General features: G+C 70.7%; 17 protein-coding genes. 6 read left to right on the top strand and 11 right to left on the bottom strand.

The window, feature by feature from the left end; genetic code table 11:
• Positions 1-82 precede the first annotated feature (82 nt).
• From ACTWQR_RS15845 to ACTWQR_RS15835, 3 genes are all read right to left on the bottom strand, one after another.
• Positions 83-1204, bottom strand: a complete 1122-nt coding sequence (locus tag ACTWQR_RS15845) for a GNAT family N-acetyltransferase (protein WP_443227692.1) — start codon at positions 1202-1204, stop codon at positions 83-85.
• A 1-nt stretch (position 1205) separates the two neighbouring features.
• Positions 1206-1646: a hypothetical protein gene (locus tag ACTWQR_RS15840; RefSeq protein WP_443227691.1), complete on the bottom strand. Its 441-nt coding sequence runs from the start codon at positions 1644-1646 to the stop codon at positions 1206-1208.
• A gap of 157 nt (positions 1647-1803) precedes the next feature.
• Complete coding sequence (locus tag ACTWQR_RS15835; protein ID WP_443227690.1) at positions 1804-3012, bottom strand: S8 family peptidase; 1209 nt, start codon at positions 3010-3012, stop codon at positions 1804-1806.
• 318 nt (positions 3013-3330) lie between these two features.
• Here ACTWQR_RS15835 and ACTWQR_RS15830 point away from each other — a divergent pair, with 318 nt between their 5' ends.
• Positions 3331-4140 carry an SGNH/GDSL hydrolase family protein gene (locus ACTWQR_RS15830; protein WP_443227689.1) on the top strand — a complete coding sequence of 270 codons (810 nt, stop codon included), beginning with the start codon at positions 3331-3333 and terminating at the stop codon, positions 4138-4140.
• A gap of 31 nt (positions 4141-4171) precedes the next feature.
• Here ACTWQR_RS15830 and ACTWQR_RS15825 read toward each other — a convergent pair whose 3' ends face one another.
• The 4 genes from ACTWQR_RS15825 to ACTWQR_RS15810 form a co-directional block, all read right to left on the bottom strand.
• The gene (locus ACTWQR_RS15825; RefSeq protein ID WP_443227688.1) at positions 4172-5770 is read right to left on the bottom strand and encodes a serine/threonine-protein kinase; all 1599 of its coding nucleotides are present in this window, start codon (positions 5768-5770) and stop codon (positions 4172-4174) included.
• Positions 5771-5815: 45 nt separating this feature from the next.
• Positions 5816-7519 carry an urease accessory protein UreH domain-containing protein gene (locus tag ACTWQR_RS15820; RefSeq protein WP_443227687.1) on the bottom strand — a complete coding sequence of 568 codons (1704 nt, stop codon included), beginning with the start codon at positions 7517-7519 and terminating at the stop codon, positions 5816-5818.
• On the bottom strand, positions 7516-8949 hold the full coding sequence (locus ACTWQR_RS15815) for a tetratricopeptide repeat protein (RefSeq protein ID WP_443227686.1): 1434 nt from the start codon (positions 8947-8949) through the stop codon (positions 7516-7518). The genes ACTWQR_RS15820 and ACTWQR_RS15815 overlap by 4 nt, the downstream gene beginning before the upstream one ends.
• A 107-nt stretch (positions 8950-9056) precedes the next feature.
• Positions 9057-10607, bottom strand: a complete 1551-nt coding sequence (locus ACTWQR_RS15810; protein WP_443227685.1) for a DUF4331 domain-containing protein — start codon at positions 10605-10607, stop codon at positions 9057-9059.
• A gap of 281 nt (positions 10608-10888) precedes the next feature.
• On the opposite strand from ACTWQR_RS15810, the gene ACTWQR_RS15805 reads away from it, so the two are divergent.
• The 3 genes from ACTWQR_RS15805 (at position 10889) to ACTWQR_RS15795 (ending at position 12595) form a co-directional block, all read left to right on the top strand.
• Positions 10889-11434, top strand: a complete 546-nt coding sequence (locus ACTWQR_RS15805) for a sigma-70 family RNA polymerase sigma factor (protein ID WP_443227684.1) — start codon at positions 10889-10891, stop codon at positions 11432-11434.
• Entirely contained in the window at positions 11431-12210 is a 780-nt protein-coding gene (locus ACTWQR_RS15800; RefSeq protein WP_443227683.1) for an anti-sigma factor, read from the top strand. Before ACTWQR_RS15805 ends, ACTWQR_RS15800 begins: the two co-directional genes overlap by 4 nt.
• 115 nt (positions 12211-12325) lie before the next feature.
• Positions 12326-12595, top strand: coding sequence for a hypothetical protein (locus tag ACTWQR_RS15795; RefSeq protein ID WP_443227682.1), 270 nt, complete (start codon positions 12326-12328; stop codon positions 12593-12595).
• A gap of 56 nt (positions 12596-12651) precedes the next feature.
• Here ACTWQR_RS15795 and ACTWQR_RS15790 read toward each other — a convergent pair whose 3' ends face one another.
• Entirely contained in the window at positions 12652-13860 is a 1209-nt protein-coding gene (locus ACTWQR_RS15790) for a CaiB/BaiF CoA transferase family protein (protein ID WP_443227681.1), read from the bottom strand.
• A gap of 124 nt (positions 13861-13984) precedes the next feature.
• Here ACTWQR_RS15790 and ACTWQR_RS15785 point away from each other — a divergent pair, with 124 nt between their 5' ends.
• Positions 13985-15712, top strand: coding sequence for an amidohydrolase (locus tag ACTWQR_RS15785; RefSeq protein ID WP_443227680.1), 1728 nt, complete (start codon positions 13985-13987; stop codon positions 15710-15712).
• Between the two features lie 17 nt (positions 15713-15729).
• Here ACTWQR_RS15785 and ACTWQR_RS15780 read toward each other — a convergent pair whose 3' ends face one another.
• The gene (locus tag ACTWQR_RS15780) at positions 15730-16512 is read right to left on the bottom strand and encodes an ABC transporter permease (protein ID WP_443227679.1); all 783 of its coding nucleotides are present in this window, start codon (positions 16510-16512) and stop codon (positions 15730-15732) included.
• Positions 16509-17519: an ATP-binding cassette domain-containing protein gene (locus tag ACTWQR_RS15775; RefSeq protein ID WP_443227678.1), complete on the bottom strand. Its 1011-nt coding sequence runs from the start codon at positions 17517-17519 to the stop codon at positions 16509-16511. Before ACTWQR_RS15775 ends, ACTWQR_RS15780 begins: the two co-directional genes overlap by 4 nt.
• Before the next feature lie 83 nt (positions 17520-17602).
• On the opposite strand from ACTWQR_RS15775, the gene ACTWQR_RS15770 reads away from it, so the two are divergent.
• Complete coding sequence (locus tag ACTWQR_RS15770; RefSeq protein WP_443227677.1) at positions 17603-18331, top strand: TetR/AcrR family transcriptional regulator C-terminal domain-containing protein; 729 nt, start codon at positions 17603-17605, stop codon at positions 18329-18331.
• On the opposite strand, the gene ACTWQR_RS15765 is transcribed toward ACTWQR_RS15770, so the two are convergent.
• Positions 18328-19539, bottom strand: a complete 1212-nt coding sequence (locus ACTWQR_RS15765) for a type ISP restriction/modification enzyme (RefSeq protein ID WP_443227676.1) — start codon at positions 19537-19539, stop codon at positions 18328-18330. The two genes, ACTWQR_RS15770 and ACTWQR_RS15765, sit on opposite strands and share 4 nt — an antisense overlap.
• Between the last annotated feature and the right edge of the window lie 117 nt (positions 19540-19656).

The following is a 19656-nucleotide window of genomic DNA, read 5'->3' as shown; positions in this document are numbered from 1 at the left end:
CATATGCGGTGATGGACCGATGCGGGTGGATGTACGACGGTATTGATGGTTGAGTCCCTATGGCAAGACCTGGAACGAGACCTCACGTTTCCGTTGTTTTGGTCGTTACCTGACTACCCGAACGGATTTTGCCCATCCGTTTGAGCATTTTGTCGGCCGGCTCGAACAACTCCGGCCGCGCAAGCACCGCGTTGCGCAGGGCCCGGACAGGGGCGCGTCGCGCCCGGTGCCCGAGTGCCACTGGATGGCGGCGCGTAACCCACCCTTCGGACACGGCGAGTTCACGTGTCTTGAGGGAGTCCTTGTATTCCTTCTGGCCCCGGCCCAGATCCAGGTAGGCGATGCCGTCGGCGGCGGCCGCCTCGGCCATGCGCAAATGCAGGACAAGTCCGGGGGAGTACTTCGAGAACTGCGGGTCGTACGCGGGAAACCAGCACGCCAGGACGCGGTCGGAACGCAGCCCGAAGTGCGCGGCGATCGGCTTGTCGCCCACGTAGAGCACCGACAGGATCCCGGCGAATGACTCGGAACGGCTGTGGAAGAGCTGATGTACGAGCTGGGTGATCCAGGCCTGCGCGAAACGGTCGCTGCGCCCGGTCCTGCGGTACTGCGCCGACTTCCACGCCATCAGCGTGCGCAGCGCCCCGGGGTCGCGCTCGTCGTGCACATAGCGCACCTCCCCGTGGTCGCGGCCGAGCTTGCGTCCCTTGGCGAGCGTCGTCTTCGTGAACTTCGGTGACTGGGCGCGCAGTTGGCGCAGGTACGCCTCGTAGCCCTGGTCGACGTCCATGACCGGGGACGGGAAGGCGCCGGAGGCTCCCGCCTCGAACGGCGCCTGGCCTTCCGCCAGGTGGTCGAACTCCCACACCGAGAGCCCGCAGGCCCGCAGCAGTTCCCGCGCGTCCCAGGTGAAGCCGGGCCGGTGGACGACGCCCTGGCAGTCCGAGACGCCGAGGCCGATGGCCCGGCCGACGCCGGTGGTGGTTCTCTGGAACGGGAAGAAGGCCGCGGGTTCGCCGCCCTCCCGGACGACGGCTATGCGCACCCCGCGCCGGCAGCGCCCCACCGCGAGCGTGAACTCCGGTGACAGGAAAGGGTTCGCGAGCTCGGACGAGCCGTGCAGGTGCGCCTTGGACTGCAGAGCCGTCCACGCCGCCCGGTCGGCGGAAGTCAGTTCGCCGGGGCGGTACACGCTGATGTCCACGTCAGGAAGCCCGTCTTCTCACCGTACGGCCACGCAAGCGCCGTACCAGGACCAGCAGGAGAATGAGGGTGCTCAGTGCGGCCACGGCCGCTATTCCTCCCCGGACCGACCACCGGTGCACAGCGAGCATGCCCTGGGCGACCAGGAAGTTGACCGCTACCGCTGCTGCTAGAGACGCCACGGTCCGGCCGAACGGTTCCAGTCCGCGCAATGCGGTCGCGACCGCGGCCGAGGGTGCGGCCAGCAGGAAGAAGAGCGTGAACGGGGCGCGCAGGGGTGAGTCCAGGTCGGCGAGCGCGAGCACCGCGCCGACCCCCGCGATCGCCGCGGCGGCGCCCGCGAGCAGCGGCAGCAGGTCCCTCTCCGGATCCTGCCGCGACCGCCCGTCACCGCCGGGTGAGGATGGGTCTGATGAAGATGGCTTGGTACCTAAGGTCTGCATTGGCGACTTTGCCCCCCGAAGCGCCGGATGCCGGGCTTCAATGTCGCGCAACCCTCCAGGGGCAGTCAAGATGCGGAAGGCGTCGTTGTTCGCTGCGGGTTCGGTGTGGCTGGTCGCGCAGTTCCCCGCGCCCCGGTGGGGCGCGGGGAACCTCGTCTTACGGGACGATCTTCAGGAGCCGGTTCGGCGAACCGGAGCCCGGGCTGGTGACCGCGCCGGTGACGGCGCCGTTCACGAGGGCCGTGGCGACCTGGGCCGGGGTGGACGAGGTGTGGCCCGCGAGGTAGACGGCGGCCGCGCCCGCGACGTGCGGCGTGGCCATCGACGTTCCGGAGATGGTGTTCGTCGCGGTGTCGCTGGTGTACCAGCCCGCCGTGATCGACGAGCCCGGGGCGAAGATGTCCAGCACGGAGCCGAAGTTGGAGTAGCTGGCCTTGGCGTCCGTGTTGGTGGTGGCGCCGACCGTGATCGCCGCGCCGACCCGTGCGGGGGAGGTCGAGGAGGCGTTGGCGCTGCTGTTGCCCGCCGCGACCGCGTAGGTCACGCCGCTCGCGATGGAGTTGGCCACCGCGGTGTCCAGTGTCGCGGAGGCGCCGCCGCCGAGCGACATGTTGGCGACCGAGGGGCCCGAGTGGTTCTGGGTCACCCAGTCGATGCCCGCGATGACGCCCGCGGTGGTGCCGGAGCCGCTGTTGTTGAGCACGCGGACCGCCACGATTTTCGCCTTCTTGGCGACGCCGTAGGTCGAGCCCGCGATGGTGGTGGCCACATGGGTGCCGTGACCGTTGCCGTCCGACGCGGTGGTGTCGCCGTCCACGGCGTCGTACCCGTACGTTGCCCGGCCGCTGATGTCGGAGTGCGTGATGCGGACGCCGGTGTCGATGACGTACGCGGTCACGCCGGTGCCCGCCGAGTCCGGGTAGGTGTACGTGCCGGAGAGCGGCAGTGCCGTCTGGTCGACGCGGTCCAGGCCCCAGGGGGCGTTGGACTGCGTGGTGTCGGTCAGCTGGACCGTCTGGTTCTGCTCGACCGTGGCCACCGCCGGGTCGGCGGCGAGTCTCTTGGCCTCGGTCGCGGAGAGGTTCGCCGTGTAGCCGTTCAGCGCGGCGCCGAACGTCTTCTTCACCGTGCCGCCGTACTCGTTGACCAGGCCCTTGCCCTTGGCCGAAGACGCCTTGAAGCCCGCGCCCTTCTTGAGCGTGACGATGTAACTGTCCTTGACGGCGGTGGGGGAGTCCGCCGCGAGGACCCGGCCCTCGGCCGGTGCGGCCTGGGCGGGAAGAGCGGTGACGGCGCCGAGCAGGGCGGCGGTCGCCACGGAGGTTATCGCGGCGATCCGGATCTTCTTGCTACGCAGTTGTGCCATTACGAGGGAGTCCTCCTCATAGGCAGCGCGCGCCAGGGTGGGGCGCACGACTGTGTGGGGGATGCGCGCGTGATCGCGTGCACGACCAGGAGCGTCGCGTTCCGCTACCGGCTAGTACAGCAGCGTGATCGATCTGCGGGCGCAGCTCAAGGGAGTTGACGCTTTGTCATGGCGCCGTCATGTACACGTAATGGAACGCGCTGTGAACGCGGCGGGGAGATCGCGCTAAGTCCGGAAAGGTCTTGGCATGGACACTTCCTGTCAACTGGGGACGGTGCTACGAAAGTTGAGGCAGAGATCCTGCTAAAGGGAGGTTCCATGAGACGTTCCCGACTTACGGCATACGTGACCTCGCTCCTCCTCTCGGCCGCCTTCGCCCTCACCGGGGCGACAGCGGCCCAGGCATCCCAACAACCCGCCGCCACCGGCTATGTGGCCCTCGGCGACTCCTACTCGTCCGGTGTCGGCGCGGGCGGCTACCTCGCCTCCAGTGGCGACTGCAAGCGCAGCACGAAGGCGTATCCGGCCCTCTGGGCCGCCGCCCATTCACCCTCGACGTTCCACTTCACGGCTTGCTCGGGCGCTCGTACGGGTGATGTTCTGGCGAACCAACTGGCACCGCTCGGCGTCGGCACCGGGCTCGTCAGCATCACCGTCGGCGGCAACGACGCGGGATTCGCTGACGTCATGACGACCTGCGTGCTCCAGTCCGAGAGCGCCTGCCTCGCCCGCATCAACACGGCGAAGGCGTACGTCGACTCGACGCTGCCCGGCAGGCTCGACTCGGTCTACTCGGCGATCAGCGCGAAGGCCCCGGCGGCCCAGGTGGTCGTCCTGGGCTACCCCCGCTTCTACCAGCTGGGCGGCGGCTGCCTGGGCGGCCTCTCCCAGACGAAGCGGTCCGCCATCAACAACGCCGCCGACTACCTGGACAGCGCGATCGCCAAGCGTGCCGCCGACCACGGCTTCACCTTCGGCGACGTACGGACCACCTTCACCGGCCACGAGATCTGCTCCGGCAGCCCCTGGCTGCACAGCGTCAATCTGCTGAACATCGGCGAGTCCTACCACCCGACCGCGGCCGGCCAGTCCGGCGGCTATCTGCCCGTCCTCAACGGCACGTCCTGATCGCGCCGTTCGGCGCCATCGTTGCCATCGCCTAGGGCGACGTGGAAGCGGAGGCCTCGTCCGTCGGGGTCTCCGTTTCGCATGTCACCGAGAAAGGCACCGAGTTCGATGTCGCCTGCTCCGGGCCGCGGACCTCCACGCCGATCTCGTTCCGGTACGTCCCCGACGCCTCGTACGTCGTCACGATGACCGTGTTCTGCTTGGTCTTCCCGCCGCCCGCGGGGAACGAGAGGGTCTTCCAGCCCGGGTCGGACACCTCACCGGTCTGCGTCACCCAGCGGTACGAGACCTCCGTCGGTACGCGGCCCACGGTGAACGTCGCCGTGAAGGTGGGAGCCTCCGCGTCGGGCGGCGGACAGGCGCCCGTGTAGTCGGTGTTCGAGCCCGCGACCGTCACCTTCACGGACTGGGCGGGCGGAGTGGTCGTCTGGCCGCCACCGGTGGTCGAGCCGCCGTCGGTGCCGCCCCCGTTGCCTCCGCCGTTGTCATTGCCGCCCGCCGCACCGCCGTTGTTGCTCGTTCCGCCTTCGGAGCTGCCGGTGTTGCCTCCGTCGCCTCCGTCATCACGGTTGACCAGGGCGTACGTCAGTCCCGCGAGCGCGAACGCGAGGGCGGCGAGGCCCGCGATCACGACGATCGTGGCGCGCCGGGGGTGGTCGGGTTCCGTGGTGGTCGTTGTCGCGGCCGGGGTCTGCCGTGGGGTGTAAGGCGTGGGTGTGGTTGTAGGAGGCGGTGGGGTCGGGGCCGGCTGGGGGAGTGCGGCGACGGTCGGCGTGTAGGCGGGAGCGCCCGTACGGGGCGTGCCGCCCGCCGCGACGACACGGAGATCCTCTTCGGCGACGTCGGCCGACAGGCGTTCCGCCGGGTCCTTGCGCAGCAGGCCCTCGATGACCGGGGCCAGCGGGCCCGCGCGGCGCGGCGGCGGCAGTTCCTCGTCCACGACCGCGCGCAGGGTGCTGAGCGGGGTGCTCTGGCGGAACGGCGAGTTGCCCTCGACCGAGGCGTACAGCAGCACGCCGAGCGACCACAGGTCGGACTCGGGGCCCGGCGTACGCCCCAACGCTCTTTCCGGCGCGAGGAATTCGGGCGAACCGATGACCTCGCCGGTCATGGTGAGCGCCGAGCTGCCCTCGACCATGGCGATGCCGAAGTCGGTGAGGACGACGCGGCCGTCGTTCGACATCAGCACGTTGCCTGGCTTGACGTCGCGGTGCAGGACCCCCGCCTCGTGCGCGGCCCGCAGCGCCGCGAGCACCTCCGCGCCGATGTGGGCGGTGCGCTGCGGGGACAACGGGCCCTCGGCGTCCAGGAGATCGGAGAGCGAGAGACCGCGGACCAGCTCCATCACGATCCAGGGCCGGCCGCCCTCCATCGCGACGTCGTAGACCGTCACCACGTTGCGGTTCGCGACGCGGGCCGCGGCCCACGCCTCGCGCTCCAGCCGGGCGTACAACCGCTCGACGTCCGGAGTCGGCAGCCCGGCCGGGGCACGCACCTCCTTGACGGCGACCTCACGGTGCAGCACCTCGTCGCGGGCACGCCACACCGTCCCCATCCCGCCCTCACCCAGCGGTGAGAGGAGACGGTAGCGCCCCGCGATCACACGTTCATTGCCCGGCTCTTCGGACACGTGGCGCCCCCCATTCGCATGCGCACGATTCTGAACAAAAGTAGCTCAACCGAGCGCGGTTGCCGCCCCCCTGAACACCAATCCAGCCCCAAGAGCCACCACCACGAACGCCGATCCGAGCGGGGTCGCCCGCCGGAGCAGCGCCGCGGTCCGGCCGCCCGACCACCGGGCGCCGTTCTCGATCGCCTTGGCCACCCGGCTGCCGACCTTGACCACGGCGAACCCGGCCGCCGTGAGGGTGAGCGCGAGCCCCACTCCGTACGCCAGCACGAGCAGCAGCCCGAACCAGGCCTTGCCGAGCGCGGCGGCGCCGACGAGCACGACGACGGCGGAGGGACTGGGGACGAGTCCTCCGGCGAAGCCGAGGAGGAGGGTGTCCTTGAGCTTGAGGGAGGGCGCGTGGGTGTGGGGATGGGGGTGAGCGTGCGGATGAGTGTGGGGGTGGGGATGGGGGTGCGGGTGGTCATGTCCGTGGTCATGGCTGTGGGGAGCGCCGTGGTCGTGCCCTTGCTTCTCACCGTGTTCGTGATCGTCCCCGTGATGGTGGTCATCCCCGTGTTCGTGATCGTCGCCGTGGTCGTGCGAGTGCGTGGGCCCATGGCTGTGTCCGGGCCCATGGGAGTGGCCGTGGCCGTGGCCATGTCCGTGGCTGTGCCCGTGTCCGCGCTGGCGCCAAGCCCTCCGTACGAGAGTCGCGCCGGCCAGCGTCACGACGATGCCGCTCGTCACGCCCAGCCAGGCGATCACGGAGGGCGCGGCGGCCGAACCAGCGGTGACCAGGAGACCCAGGGCGACCACGCCGAGGGTGTGGGTGACGGTCACCGAGGCCGCGAGTGGCATGACGTCGCGGAGGGTGGCATGCCCGCGGGCCGCGGCGGTAGCGGCCATGATCGTCTTGCCGTGGCCCGGGGCGAGTGCGTGCAGGGCGCCGAGCAGCACGGCGATGGCCAGTGCGAGCGCGGCGAAACCGAGCGTCAGGTCGTGGCGGGCCACCAGGTTGTCCAGAGCGCGGGTCCAGCGGTCGGCGCCGCGCGGCAGTACGGAGGAGGCGGGCGCGTCGGAGTCCGCCTCGGCGAGCGCGGGACCGCCGGGGCGGACGCGCAGGGACGCGGTGGCGGTGTCCGACGGAGACGACAGCAACTCCTCGGGATAGCTGGTCAGTTCACGGGAGACGGACTTCTCGGGAACGTCCGAGGAGGTGAGGGTCATACGGTCGCCGCGCGCCGTGACCTCACGCCAGCCGGGGCCGTCGTCCACGGCGGCCCGGAAGCGCACGGAGACGCTCCCCTCGGCCGCCTCGGACCCCTCTGGCAGCGGAGCCGTCCAACGGCACTCCACCCGAAGGGTGTCGAGCCCCGCCTGCCCGGGCCGTACACGGGCGCGGCTCTCACCGACGCTCAGAGCGACCTTCCGCCCGTCCACGGTCACCCGGCTCTTCCCGGCCGCCGTCTCGCACCTCTCCCGGGCCCAACTCCCCATACCGGCCTTGTCGATGTCCGGCTCGGCCTGCGTCGCCGGGATCTCCGCGAGGTCCTCGACATGGTCGACCCGCAGCTTTCCGACAGCGACGACGAGACCGTCGTACCGGTTGACGGTGAAGTTGCCGAGCGGATGCGCCGAGGCGGTCCCGGAGGGGATCAGCACGAGCGCGCAGGCGGCCACGAGGACGGCAGCGCAGGAAGCGAACACGCGACGGCGCAGGCGCAGAGTGAGCCGGGGCCGGGAGCCCCGTGCGGCGAGGACGCTCACTTGGCACCGCCCAGCGCCGTCAAAGTCTCCTTGGCAGTCCTCGCCCCCACCGGTGAGAAGCCCGGATTGAGCTTCAGCGCCGACGACAGGGCCTCGCGGGCTTCCTTCTTGTGGCCCGTGGCGCCTTCGATCACGCCGCGGTGATAGAGGAAGGCCGCGTCGCGGTAACCGGTGGCCGTGGCGCGACGCGTGTACGGGAGGGCTTCTTCGTCCTGGCCGTTGACGTGCAGGGCCCAGGCCAGCGCGTCCGCGGTGTGAACGGTGTGCCGGCGCTCCCACTCGGCGCGGGCGGCGCGCAGGGCGGCCTTGCGGTCGCCGTGGTCGGCCGCCGCGAGGGCCGTGTCGAGGTCGGCGTTGACGCCGTTCGCGCGGGCCAGCGCGGTCCAGGCGTTGACCAGGGCGTACTGCTCGCGGGCCTTGGCCTTGTCGCCCTCGCCGGCGCGGGCCTCGTACAGCTCGCCCAGCGCCACCAGCGGTCCGGGCAGCGGATAGCGGGCCACGACGTCCTCCATGCCTCGGATCGCGGCCGCGCGGTCGCCGTTCGCCGCCTGCGCCCTGGCCCTGCCCTCCAGCGCCGGCAGGTACACCCCGTCGGCCCGCAGGGCACGCTCGTAGTGCTTCAGCGCGGTCTCGTACTCGCCCTCGCGCCAGGCGAGTTGGCCGAGCGCCGTCGCCACGTACGCGATGTCTCCGGGAGCTGTGGCACTGGCCAGCGCCTGCTCCAGGACGCGTCGCGCGGTGGGTACGTCGCCGCGCAGCTCGCGTACGTAGGCGTACCGCGTGAAGACCGGGATGCCGGGGCGGCGGGCGTCGGCCTGGTCGGCGGCCTTCGATGCCTCTTCGTAGCGGCCGAGTTCGACCAGGGCGTCGATCCGGGTCGACAACGCCCGCTCGTTGTACGCGTTCTGGTCCAGCGTCTCCTCCGCGTACCGCAGCGCGTCGCGGAAGTCGTGCCGCGCCGCGGCCAGCGCCGCCCGGCCCGCGAGCGCCGTGTCGTTGTCGGGGCTCAGCTTCAGCGACCGATCCAGCGCGCGCTGCGCCTGCGGATAGCGCGACGGGTCGCCGTTCGTACGCGCCTGCTCGATGTAGGCGACACCCAGCGTGGCCCATCCGGTGAAGTCCTTGGGCTGCGCCTTCAGATGCGACTGGAGCGCGGAGATACTCGCGTTCAGACTCCCGCTCGCCAGCAGCCCGGGCGCGACACCGGGCGCGGACGCCACCGTATCGACCTCACTGCCGTCGTCCCGGGCCCCCAGTGCCACGGCCCCCGCGGTCATCGCGACGGCGAGGGCGACGGCACACGCTCCGAGCCGCAGCATCCGCGCCCGCCCGGACTGCGGCCTCTCCTTCGGCATGTCCTCGCCCTCATGCGGCGGGGACGCGTCGGCGCGATCCCTCTCCTGCGCGTCGTCGTTCGTACGCGGGGACATGCCCTCTCCTCAATCGCCTTGGTGGAAGCGGAAGTTCACGGTGAGCGGCGCGGCCCGCGCGCCGTGGGGGACGGAGTCGCGCGGGCCACGCCAGCCGGTGGGGTGGGTCAGTAGTAGCCGCTCACCCGGCGACGGCCACGCCACCACAGGACGCCGGTGCCGATCAGCAGGAACCCGGCCGCACCCGACACCGCCGAGACGGCGATCAGTGTCGTGTCGTCCGTGCCGCTGCCGCTCGAACCCGCGGGCGTCAGGGCGTCGCCGAGCTGGTTGCGTACGTCGCCCTTGGTGCCGTCCGTACCCTTGGCCAGCGGACCGCGCGAACCCGCCGTCGGCTGGGCCACGTACGGGAACGCCTTCTCGAACTCCTGGTCGTTCTTGTCGACCGCGTCGCCCAAGTCATTCTTGGCGCCGAGCAGTTCACCCTCGACGACCTGCAGCGAGGCGTCGATCACGTCGTCGGTGAGCCGACGGCCGTTGGGGAATCCGCCGTTGTCACCGTCGAGCACACCGAGCCGCTTCGGCTTGGCCGTCGGCGGGATCGAGGTGTTGAGCCGCATCATCTCCGACGGCCGGACGTACGGCGGCTGGTTGAGGCCCTTCACACCCTTCAGGAAGACGTCCACCAGGTCGTTCCTGGGCTCGTCCGGCGCCGGGATCTTGTAGATCGCCTCGATGAGCTTGGGCAGCTCGGGGTTGGTGACGTTCTGCAGGAAGTCGGCGTCGTTCCAGGGCGCGGACGCGTTGAACTTGTCCTTGTCCTTGATCGGGTTGACGACCTCGTTCACCAGCGGCATCCCGAGCCGCGAGACCTGGTGGAACTCACCGGAGGCGCCCTTGCGCTGCGTGGTCGACCAGATGCCGACGATCGGCTGGTCGGCCGACTGCTGGATGAACTCGTTCGGCAGCTGCAGGGCGATGGAGTTGACGTTGTACTCCTTGAGCGTGTCATTGCCGACCTCGGAGAGGTCACCCCCGTACAGCAGGTCGAAGACACGCAGATCCGCGAAGAACGGATCGTCCGCCTGACCGGCGAACGTCTTGGCCTGGTACCCGCCGATGTCCTTGACCGCCTGGTCGCGCAGCTTGCCGTAGTCCGGCATCGACGCCTTGCCGACATTCGACGGCGCGACCGGTACGTCCTCCGCGATGTACGTCCGCTTGACGAGCTTCTGGTCCTTCAGCTTCAGCAGCTCGAGGTCGTAGGTCTGCGTGATGTTCAGGTCGGGGTCGTCCAGGCTCTCGACCGGACCCGTGTTGTACAGGAAGCTCTTGTCGTTCTTGACGTGCGTGTCGAACGTGTAGCGGAACAGCAGGTCGCCCTGCGCGTCCCCGTCCTGGTCGATGTGGATGTCGTACTGGGCGTCCTCCGCGAACGTGAAGAAGTTCGGTCCGCCCGCCGGTTCCTCGAACGGGATCACGTTCGCCACGACCGTCGTCGTGTCCGGATGGTCGGGGCTCACGAACGCGTACAGGTCCGTGTTGTCGAACTGCGGGGTCCCCGAGATCAGCGGAGCCTCCCGGTGACTGGAGGCGCTCGCCGTCTCCGGTACGAGCGCGGTCACGCCGGCGGCTGCGAGCCCTCCGGTGGCCAGCGCACCACAGACAAGGGTCGCGAGGCTCCTGCGTCCCACGAACCTGCTGGTTTTAGGTGTCATGCCGTCCGTCCTCTGTCCCAAAGCTGTTGTCCCGGCGGTGATGTGTGCGAGAGGCGACCAGTTCAGTGGCCGGCCCTTCGCGCTCGTGCCGCGTCGGTCGTTGTTGCCTGATGCACGCCATTCGGAGCCGGTGAGGGAAAGGATTGGTCTGGGATTCACCCGCGTTTTCAAGCAGTTGATCCGTAACCCCATCCGAAGGCGTTGCTGCGCCGAATACGTGAGGATGGGACGGGCCGTTCAGGCCGGAGGACGGGCCGTTCAGGCCGGAGAGGGGAAAACGGGTGGAGGCGGACGAACTTCTGGTGCTCGTGGCCGGAGGCGACCAGAAGGCCTTCGAGGAGTTGTACGGACTGGTGTCGGGGCCGGTCTTCGGACTGGTGCGCCGCGTGGTGCGGGACCCCGCCCAGTCGGAAGAGGTCGCCCAGGAGGTGCTTCTCGAACTCTGGCGCTCCGCCGCTCGCTACGACCCTGGCCGCGGCAGCGCCCTCGCCTGGGTCCTCACCCTCGCGCACCGCCGGGCCGTCGACCGGGTCCGCAGCGCCCGTGCGGCCGGCGAGCGCGAACTGCGCGTCGCCCGGCGCGCGAACGGCGGCCCCGCCTTCGACCACGTCGCCGAGGAGGTCGAGGCCGGCCTCGAACGCGAGTGGGTACGCCGCTGCCTGGACACCCTCACCGCACTGCAACGCCAGTCCGTCACCCTCGCCTACTACGACGGCTACACCTACCGTGAAGTCGCCGAACGGCTCTCGTTACCGCTCGGCACCGTCAAGACGCGAATGCGCGACGGACTCACGCGACTGCGCGAATGCCTGGGAGGTGTCGCATGACCACCCGGCGTGAACTGCACTCGCTCGCCGCCCCGTACGCCCTTGACGCCCTGGAGCCCCGTGAGCACAAGCGTTTCGAGAAGCACTTGAGGCGCTGCGACAGCTGCGCCGCCGAGGTGCGCGCCCTGAGAGAGGACGCGGTCCGCCTCGCCTGGAACACGGCCACCCCGGCCCCGGCCGCGATGCGCGACCGGGTCCTCATGGCCGTACGGCAGACCCCGCAGGAGACGGCCTTCGGGGAACAACCGCAGCCACGCGCGCGTGCGCAGCGGCCACCGTCACGCGCGCGTCGCTCGCCCTTCTCGCCGTTCCTCATCCCGCTCGCGTCGACCACGGCCGCCGCGGCCCTCGTCGTCGCCGCCCTCTTCGGCATGCAGGCGTCCCGCACCCAGGACCGGCTCGACCAGGAGCAGGCCCAGGCACGTGAGATCGCACACGTTCTCGCTGCTCCGGACGCCCGCGCGACGGCTGGACGGGACACGAACGGTCAGGGCATCGGCGTCGTCGCGTCCGCCTCGCAGCGCACCGCCGTGGTGACCGCCGCGGGTCTCGGCACACCTTCGAACGGAAGGGTTCACCAACTGTGGCTCATGCGACCAGAGGTGCAACCGCGCTCCCTGGGACTTCTCGACGGCGACACGCCCTTGGTCGCCGCCGAGTTGAACACGGACGCGACCTCACTCGCTGTCACCGTCGAACCACCTGGCGGTTCCACGCAGCCCACTACCGCACCGGTTGTCCAACTCGCCCTGGAATCAGTTGGATTCGGAGAGTAACCGTCAACAGCCCTACGGAGAAGGTGAATCATGCGCCCGGGATACACGAGTGTGATGAGGGAGCGATAGGGTTAACCTGCCCGGGCCGGGTGCCCTCGTATGGGTGGGGAGTGACATGGAACAGATAACAGTGCGTGGCAGGGCGCGAGTCCCTGCGATCACGTGTGGCAGCAGCGCGACCAGTTCGCGCCTCGACCGCCATCTCTCGGTGATGGGTGGCCCCGCCGTCCCTCAGCGCGAGACGGCCGAGGCGACGGACCTGATGCGCGAGCTCACCGCACGTGACACCGCGCACGACCGCACCGGCAGGGGCGCGCGAGTGAGGCGGGTCTCGCTCTTCGCTCCGCTGCGTCGGCTGCGCCGTTCCCTGTTCGGCGGCCGCTGAGCAGGGGACGCGGTCGCTGACAGGCGACCGACACCGAGCAGGATCCCGACCCGCGCTCAGGCGGCCACACCGTCCCGGCGCAGTGCTGCGATCTCATCGTCCGTCATCCCCACGGCACGCAGCAGCGCCCCGGTGTGTTCCCCGAGCGCGGGTACGGGCCCCATCCGCGCCTCGCCCCCGCCCGGCAGCGTGATCGGCGGCAACAACGCCCTGAGCGGCCCGACCGGCGACTCCACTTCCCGCCACCGGCTCCTGGCCGCCAGCTGCGGATGCTCCGCCACCTCCCGTACGTCCCGCAGCAGCGCGCACGCGATCCCGGCCGCCTCCAGCCGCGCCACCGCCTCGTCCGCGGTCAGCGCCGCCAGCGCCGTCCCGACCAACTCGTCCGTCCAGCCCCGGTGCTCGACCCGTGCCGCGTTCGTCGCGAACGCCGGATCGACGGCCAACTCCGGCCGTCCCACGACCTGTTCGGCCAGCCGCCGCCACTCCCGGTCGTTCTGCACCGACAGCAGCACCCGCCCGCCGTCCGCCGTCGGATAGGCGTCGTACGGGGCGATGACGGCGTGCGCGAGACCCGTGCGCGCCGGGGGAGTGCCGCCGTGCATCGCATGGTGCAGCGGATGCCCCATCCACTCCGCCAGCGCGTCCAGCATCGACACCTCCACAGGACCGCCGCGCCCCGTCGTCCCGCGCCGCACCAGCGCCGCGAGGACCCCCGAGAACGCGTACATCGCCGCCGCGATGTCGGCCGCCGGAATCCCCGCCTTCACCGGCTGCCCGGCCGTTCCCGTGACGGACACCAGCCCCGCCTCGCACTGCACGAGCATGTCGTACGCCCGCTTGTCGGCGTACGGCCCCGAGGCCCCGTAACCCGAGATGTCCACGGCGATCAGCCGAGGGTGCGACGCGCACAGGGTGGCCGCGTCCAGGCCGAGCCGGGCGGCCGCGCCCTGGGCGAGGTTCTGCACGAAGACGTCGGCGTCGGCGACGAGACGGCGTACGACGCCGAGGCCGCGCGGGTCCTTCAGGTCCAGGGCGATGGACTCCTTGCCGCGGTTGCACCACACGAAGTGCGAGGCGAGACCGGCGGCCGCGGTGTCGTAGCCGCGCGCGAAGTCACCGCCGTCGACACGCTCGACCTTGATCACCCGGGCCCCGAGGTCGGCGAGCTGCCGGGTGGCGAAGGGCGCCGCGACGGCCTGTTCCACGGTGACGACGGTGATGCCTTCCAGAGGCAGGGGGAGTGGTTCCATGCGAGGGATCATGTCCCGTGCGTAACAGCTTTGTCATACACGGATGTTGACGGGGCAATGTTCCGGGGCCAGGGTTGCTGATCGTTTGCACGTTTCCTGTGGCTGATACACCGATCCTCGCCCCCCGGAGGTGCGCGTGTGTGACCTGCACGATCAGCATGAACACGAGTCGATGACCCCGAACGGCCAGACCCTGAGCCGCCGCCGCATCATGCAGCTGCTGGGCGCGGCGGGCGTGACGACGGCCGTGCTGACGGCCGAGGCGGATCCCGTGATGGCGGCCTCGGCCGACCCCACCGAGGCCGCGTACGAAGCCCCCGAAGGCCTCGCCGAGGACAGCCCCGCCAAGACGGCGGCACTGGACTGGATCGAGTCCCACACCGACCGGATCACCGGCCTCAACGCCGAGATCTGGGAGAACGCCGAGCTCAGCCTGCGCGAGTGGAAGTCGTCGATCGCCGAGGCACGCTTCCTCGAACAGGCCGGATTCGACGTGAAGTTCGGCACCGCCGGCTTCCCGACGGCCTTCACCGCGACCTTCTCGTACGGCATGGGCGGGCCGGTCCTCGGCTTCAGCGGCGAGTACGACGCGCTGCCCGGCCTCTCGCAGCACAAGGGCGTCGGCCATCACGACCCGCGCGAGTACATCCACGACCCGTTCGCGCCCGGCTACGGGCCCGGCCACGGCTGCGGACACAGCGCGCTCGGCACGGCGGCGGCGTCAGCGGCCGCGGCCGTCGCCCAGGCCGCGAAGCAGCACAAGCTCCCCGTCACGGTGAAGTTCTTCGGCTCGACCGCGGAGGAGACCCTGATCGGCAAGACGTACGCGGTCAGCGAAGGCGTGTACGAGGGCCTCGACGCGTTCCTCGACTGGCACCCCTCGACCTCGAACGCCACCGGCTGGGGTTCCACCACCGCGATGACCGCCGTCACCTTCACCTTCCTCGGCGTCGCCGGACACGGTGGCACCCCGCTCGGCAACAAGAGCGCGCTGGACGCCGCGGTGATGATGGCAACGATGTCCGAGTTCCTGCGCGAGGAGAACCTGGCGCCGTCGGGCCGCCTCCACTGGGTGATCAACAACGGCGGCGAAATCCCGAACGTGACCCCTGAGATAGCCGAGATCTCCTACTACGTACGCGAGGGCAGTCCGGCCCGCGTCCAGGTGCTCCTCGACAAGGTGATCGCCGTCTCGGAGGCCGCCGCCAAGGCCTCGCAGACGACGGTGCGGCACCGCGTCACCTCCGCCTGCTGGAACCAGCTGCCGTCCAAGTCCTTCGCCGAGCTGCTGCACGCCAACATGAAGCAGCTCGGGCCGCCCGAATTCACCGACGAGGCACACCAGTTGGCGAAGGAGCTCCAGGAGTCCCTGGGGCTGCCGCAGAAGGGCATGCACGCCGAGATCGCCGAACTCACCGCGCCCAACCCGGTGTTCATGGGCGGCGGCTCCACGGACGTCGCGGACATCAGCTGGAACGTGCCGACCGTCTCCATGGGCGCCGCGCTGGCCCCCATCGGCACCAAGATGCATACCTGGTCCACGGCCGCCTGCGCGGCCGCGGCTCCCGGTCAGGCGGCCGTCGTCGCCGCCGCGAAGTACCTCGCCGCGACCGCCGTCGACCTGCTCACCCAGCCCGCCCGGCTCAAGGCGATCAAGGACGAGTTCGCGGAGCGCACCAGGGACGTCGAGTGGAAGACGGCACTGCCCGACGGCTATGAGCCGCCCATGTACGAGCCGCCGGAGTGGTTCCTCAAGAAGACCGGCCAGCAGTGGCCGCCGGAGAACATCACCTGGCCGCCGAAGCGCGTGGTGTCCCAGGAGAAGCTCTCTTCGCTGGGGCCCGAACTGGCCCCCCAGAAGTAGCCGTCACCCGTGATCGCTCACCGTCCGCCGCGCGCGTACCGGCGGACGGCGAGCGGCAGGAACACCGCGATGAGGACAGCGCACCAGACCAGCGAACCGGCGATGGGGTGCGTCACCGGCCAGGCGCCTTCCGTCGGCACCGGCGCGTTCCCGAACAGCTCCCGCATCGCCGTCGTCACCGCGCTGATCGGATTCCACTCGGCCAGGGTGCGCAGCCAGCCCGGCAGATTGTCCGTCGGGATGTACGCGTTCGACAGCAGCGGCAGAATGAACGTCGCCCCGCCCAGCTGACCGGCCGCCTCCTCGCTCCCCGAGGCGAGCCCCAGCAGGATCCCGATCCACGTCGTGGCGAACCGGAAGAGCAGCAACAGCCCGACGGCGCCCACGGCTTCGAGCGCCGACCCCTCGATCCGCCAGCCGACCGCGAGCCCGACCAGCATCAGCGGCACCATGCCCCCGAGCGTGACGACCAGGTCCGCGGCCGCCTGCCCGAACGGCACGACGGTCCGGCTCATCGGCAGGGTGCGGAAGCGGTCCATCACGCCGCGGTGCGAGTCCTGGGCGGCCTGGAACATCCCGGTCATGATGCCGTTGGCGGCCGTCGCCACCATCAGCCCCGGCACGAGGAAGGTGCGGTACTCCTGTCCTGGTGTCGCGAGAGCGCTGCCGAAGACATAGCCGAAGAACAGCAGCATCGTGATCGGCATGGTCTGGGTCAGGATCAGCAGTCCGGGGTTGTGCCGGAGCCGCCGCAGATGGCGGCCCAGCATCGCGGTGCCGTCGTACGCCAACGCACTCATGCGACAAGCTCCTCGCGGTCGGTCGGACCCTCGGCACGGTTTTCGGCCCGGTTTTCGGTCCGATCTTCGGTCAGGCGGAGGAAGACGTCGTCGAGCGTCGGCGGACGCAGGCTCACGTCGAGCAACGGCACACCGGCGGCGTCGAGTTCACGCACCAGACGCGGGAGGGTGAGCGTCGGGTCGGTGGTGACCACGCCGACCGTGCCCCGCTCCTCGTCGAAGTCCGGCTCGGCGCCGGTCAGTTGGTCGAGGACGGCCGCCGCGCCGGCCATCGCGTCGACGTGAGCGACGACCGCTTCCGCGTACGAGCCGATGAGCGCCTTGAGTTCGGCCGGCGAGCCCGTGTGCGCGACCCTGCCCCGGTCCACGAGCGCGATGTCGTCGGCGAGTTGGTCGGCCTCCTCCAGGTACTGCGTGGTGAGCAGGACGGTCGTGCCCTCCGCCTTCAGCACGCGCACGGTCTCCCAGATCTGGTTGCGGCTGTGGGGGTCGAGGCCCGTCGTCGGCTCGTCGAGGAACAGCACGGCGGGGCGGGTGAGCAGGCTCGCCGCCAGGTCGAGGCGGCGCCGCATACCGCCGGAGTAGGTGGACGCGGGGCGGTTGGCGGCTTCGGTGAGCTCGAAGCGGTCGAGGAGTTCGTCGGCGCGCTTCCGGCCCGTCGGGCCCCGCATCCGGTGCAGCTTCGCGAACAGCCGGAGGTTCTCACGGCCCGTGAGGTCACCGTCGACCGAGGCGTACTGCCCGGTGACGCCGATCGCGCGGCGCACGGCGTCCGGCTCCCGTACGAGATCGTGCCCGGCGACGCGCGCGGACCCGGCGTCGGGCCGCAGCAGTGTGGCGAGCAGCCGGACCGCCGTGGTCTTGCCCGCGCCGTTCGGCCCGAGCACCCCGCAGACGGTGCCCTCGGCGACCGCCAGATCGAGCCCCCGCAGGGCATGGACGACATTTCCCCGGGACCCGAAACTCTTCTCCAGCCCCTCACTCAGTACAGCGTACGTAGTAGTCATGGGTTGACCATAGCGCACTACGTACGCCGTACGTAACTAGGATGGTGGCGAGAAGATCCACCTATGGCAGGCTGGCGGCACCGATGGCAGGACGTGCGGACGTACCCGAAGTGATCTGGAGCCGCCCCGAGCGCACGGGGCGGGGCCCCCGGCCCGCGTACACCCGCGCCGACATCGCGGCCGCCGCCGTACGGATCGCGGACGCGCAGGGGCTGGACGCGGTGTCCATGCGGCATGTGGCGGCCGAGCTGGGCTGCGGCACGATGTCGCTCTACAACTACGTGCCGCGCAAGGAGGACCTGTACGAGCTGATGGTCGACGCCATCAGCGGTGAGCACGAGCTGTGGGAACCCTCGGGGGACTGGCGCGCCGACATGCTCCGGGTCGCCCGGCAGACCCGCGCCCTCATGCACCGCCACCCATGGATGCCGGCGTTGATGTCCCCGGTGTACGGCTTCAGCCCCAACGCCCTGCGCTATCTGGAGCACTGCCTGGCGTGCCTGGACTCGTTCGAGGGGACGTACGGCACGAAGTTCCAGCTGATCGCGATGGTCAACGGCGTCGTGACGACGTACGTCGGGAACGAGCTGGCCACCGCCGAGCGCACCCGCTCCCTGCCCTGGTCGGAGGAGCAGGAGAACGCGGTCCGCATCGCCTATCTGGGCAGTCAGGTGGCGAGCGGCGCGTATCCGCGCATGGCCGCGGCGTTCATGGAGGACTCCGGGCCGATCGATCTGGAGGCGGTGTTCGAGCAGGCCCTGGAGCGGGTGCTGGACGGCTTCGCCCCCAGAGGCACTGACCCAAGCGGCTAGAGCAGCGCGAACTGGCCTTCCGGGCCCTCCTCGTGGTGGTCGAGCACCGAGGCGGGCCGGCGTGCCGCGTCCGGCACCGGGAGAACGCCCGCCTTGCGCAGCTCGCCCGCGGTGATCGGCGTCTCCACGGTCAACTCGGTCTGCTGCGGCCTGAGTTCGGCCAGTAGCGCGAGGACCGTGACGACTTCCAGCAGCTCGGACGTCCAGGTCTGGGGCCAGGCGGTGGGCCGGATCACTTCCAGTGTGCCGGGCTCGGGCTGAGCGGTCCGGGCGGTGAACCACTGGTCCAGTACCCGTACGCCGCCCACCTCGAAGTCCCAGGCCGTGGGCGGTACGGGGGAGATCCGGCCCTCGTCCACGTGGAGGGTCTCCTCGTCGCGGTCGTAGCGGAGCTCGAGAGGGCGGGACGGCAGCGGGGCGCGCACGTAGGGTCGGCGGCCGCCCGGGAGCTTGGGGCGCTCGCCGTCGCGGCGCATCAGCCACAGCATGCGGTGGCCCAACTCCGTGCCGTGTGCCCAGAGTTCGGGGTCGGCGGTGAGTGGGACGGCGCATCCGCCGGCTCCCGGGCGCGCGACCGCGACGGCCCAGGCGAGGACGTCGAGCGGGGCGGGGGAGTGGCCCAGGCGCTCGGCCAGGTGAGCCGTGAGACCGGGGGCGAGGTTCGGTTCGCCGCCGTCGGGGCGCCGGTACAGGGGGTGGACGCGGCCGGGGCGGGCGGCGGGGACGGTCTTCGACTGTGGCGCGACCACCGGCAGTACCGGAGTGACGAGAAGCGCGGGCCCTTCGGGTGCCGTCCCCGAGCCCGTCGCCTGCTCGACCGCGAACACCTGCCGTTCGTCCGCCACCCGCCACAACTCCGGCCGAGCCGCGTCGATCAACCGGTGGTCGGGTATCAGCCACTGTTCGTCGAACGGCCCGTGCAGGACCCGCACCGGCTCCGCACAGGGACCCGACGCGCGGGCAAGCCGGCCCGTTCCGGAGGACTGGCCCGGCAGTTGCGCCACCGCCGAATGCAGGGTCCGCGCACGCGTGACGCCGAACAACGCCTCGCGGTCGGGCCCTTCGGCCTTCACGAAGGCGTCCCACCGTGCTTTCAGGGACGCCGAGTCGGGAGCCGTCGGCCACCCTCGGCCCAGCCGGGGCGGTGCGACGGACCACGGCATGAGGTCCGCGAGCAGCGGAGCGTCGTCGTGCGTCACGCTCGGCATCGTACGACGTGGCCAGGGCCCGTGTCGGGGGTGGCGCCCCCCGGCGTGATGCTGTACCGCGCCCCGTCAAAGGTGCGGGGCGGCGTCGACTTGCGGCTCCGCCGCGATGGGGGTCCC

The organism is Streptomyces sp. 2A115 (assembly GCF_052245575.1).
In the GTDB taxonomy this organism is placed as follows: domain Bacteria; phylum Actinomycetota; class Actinomycetes; order Streptomycetales; family Streptomycetaceae; genus Streptomyces.
Note: the sequence above shows the minus strand (reverse complement) of the source record. Positions and strands in the feature narration are given on the sequence as shown.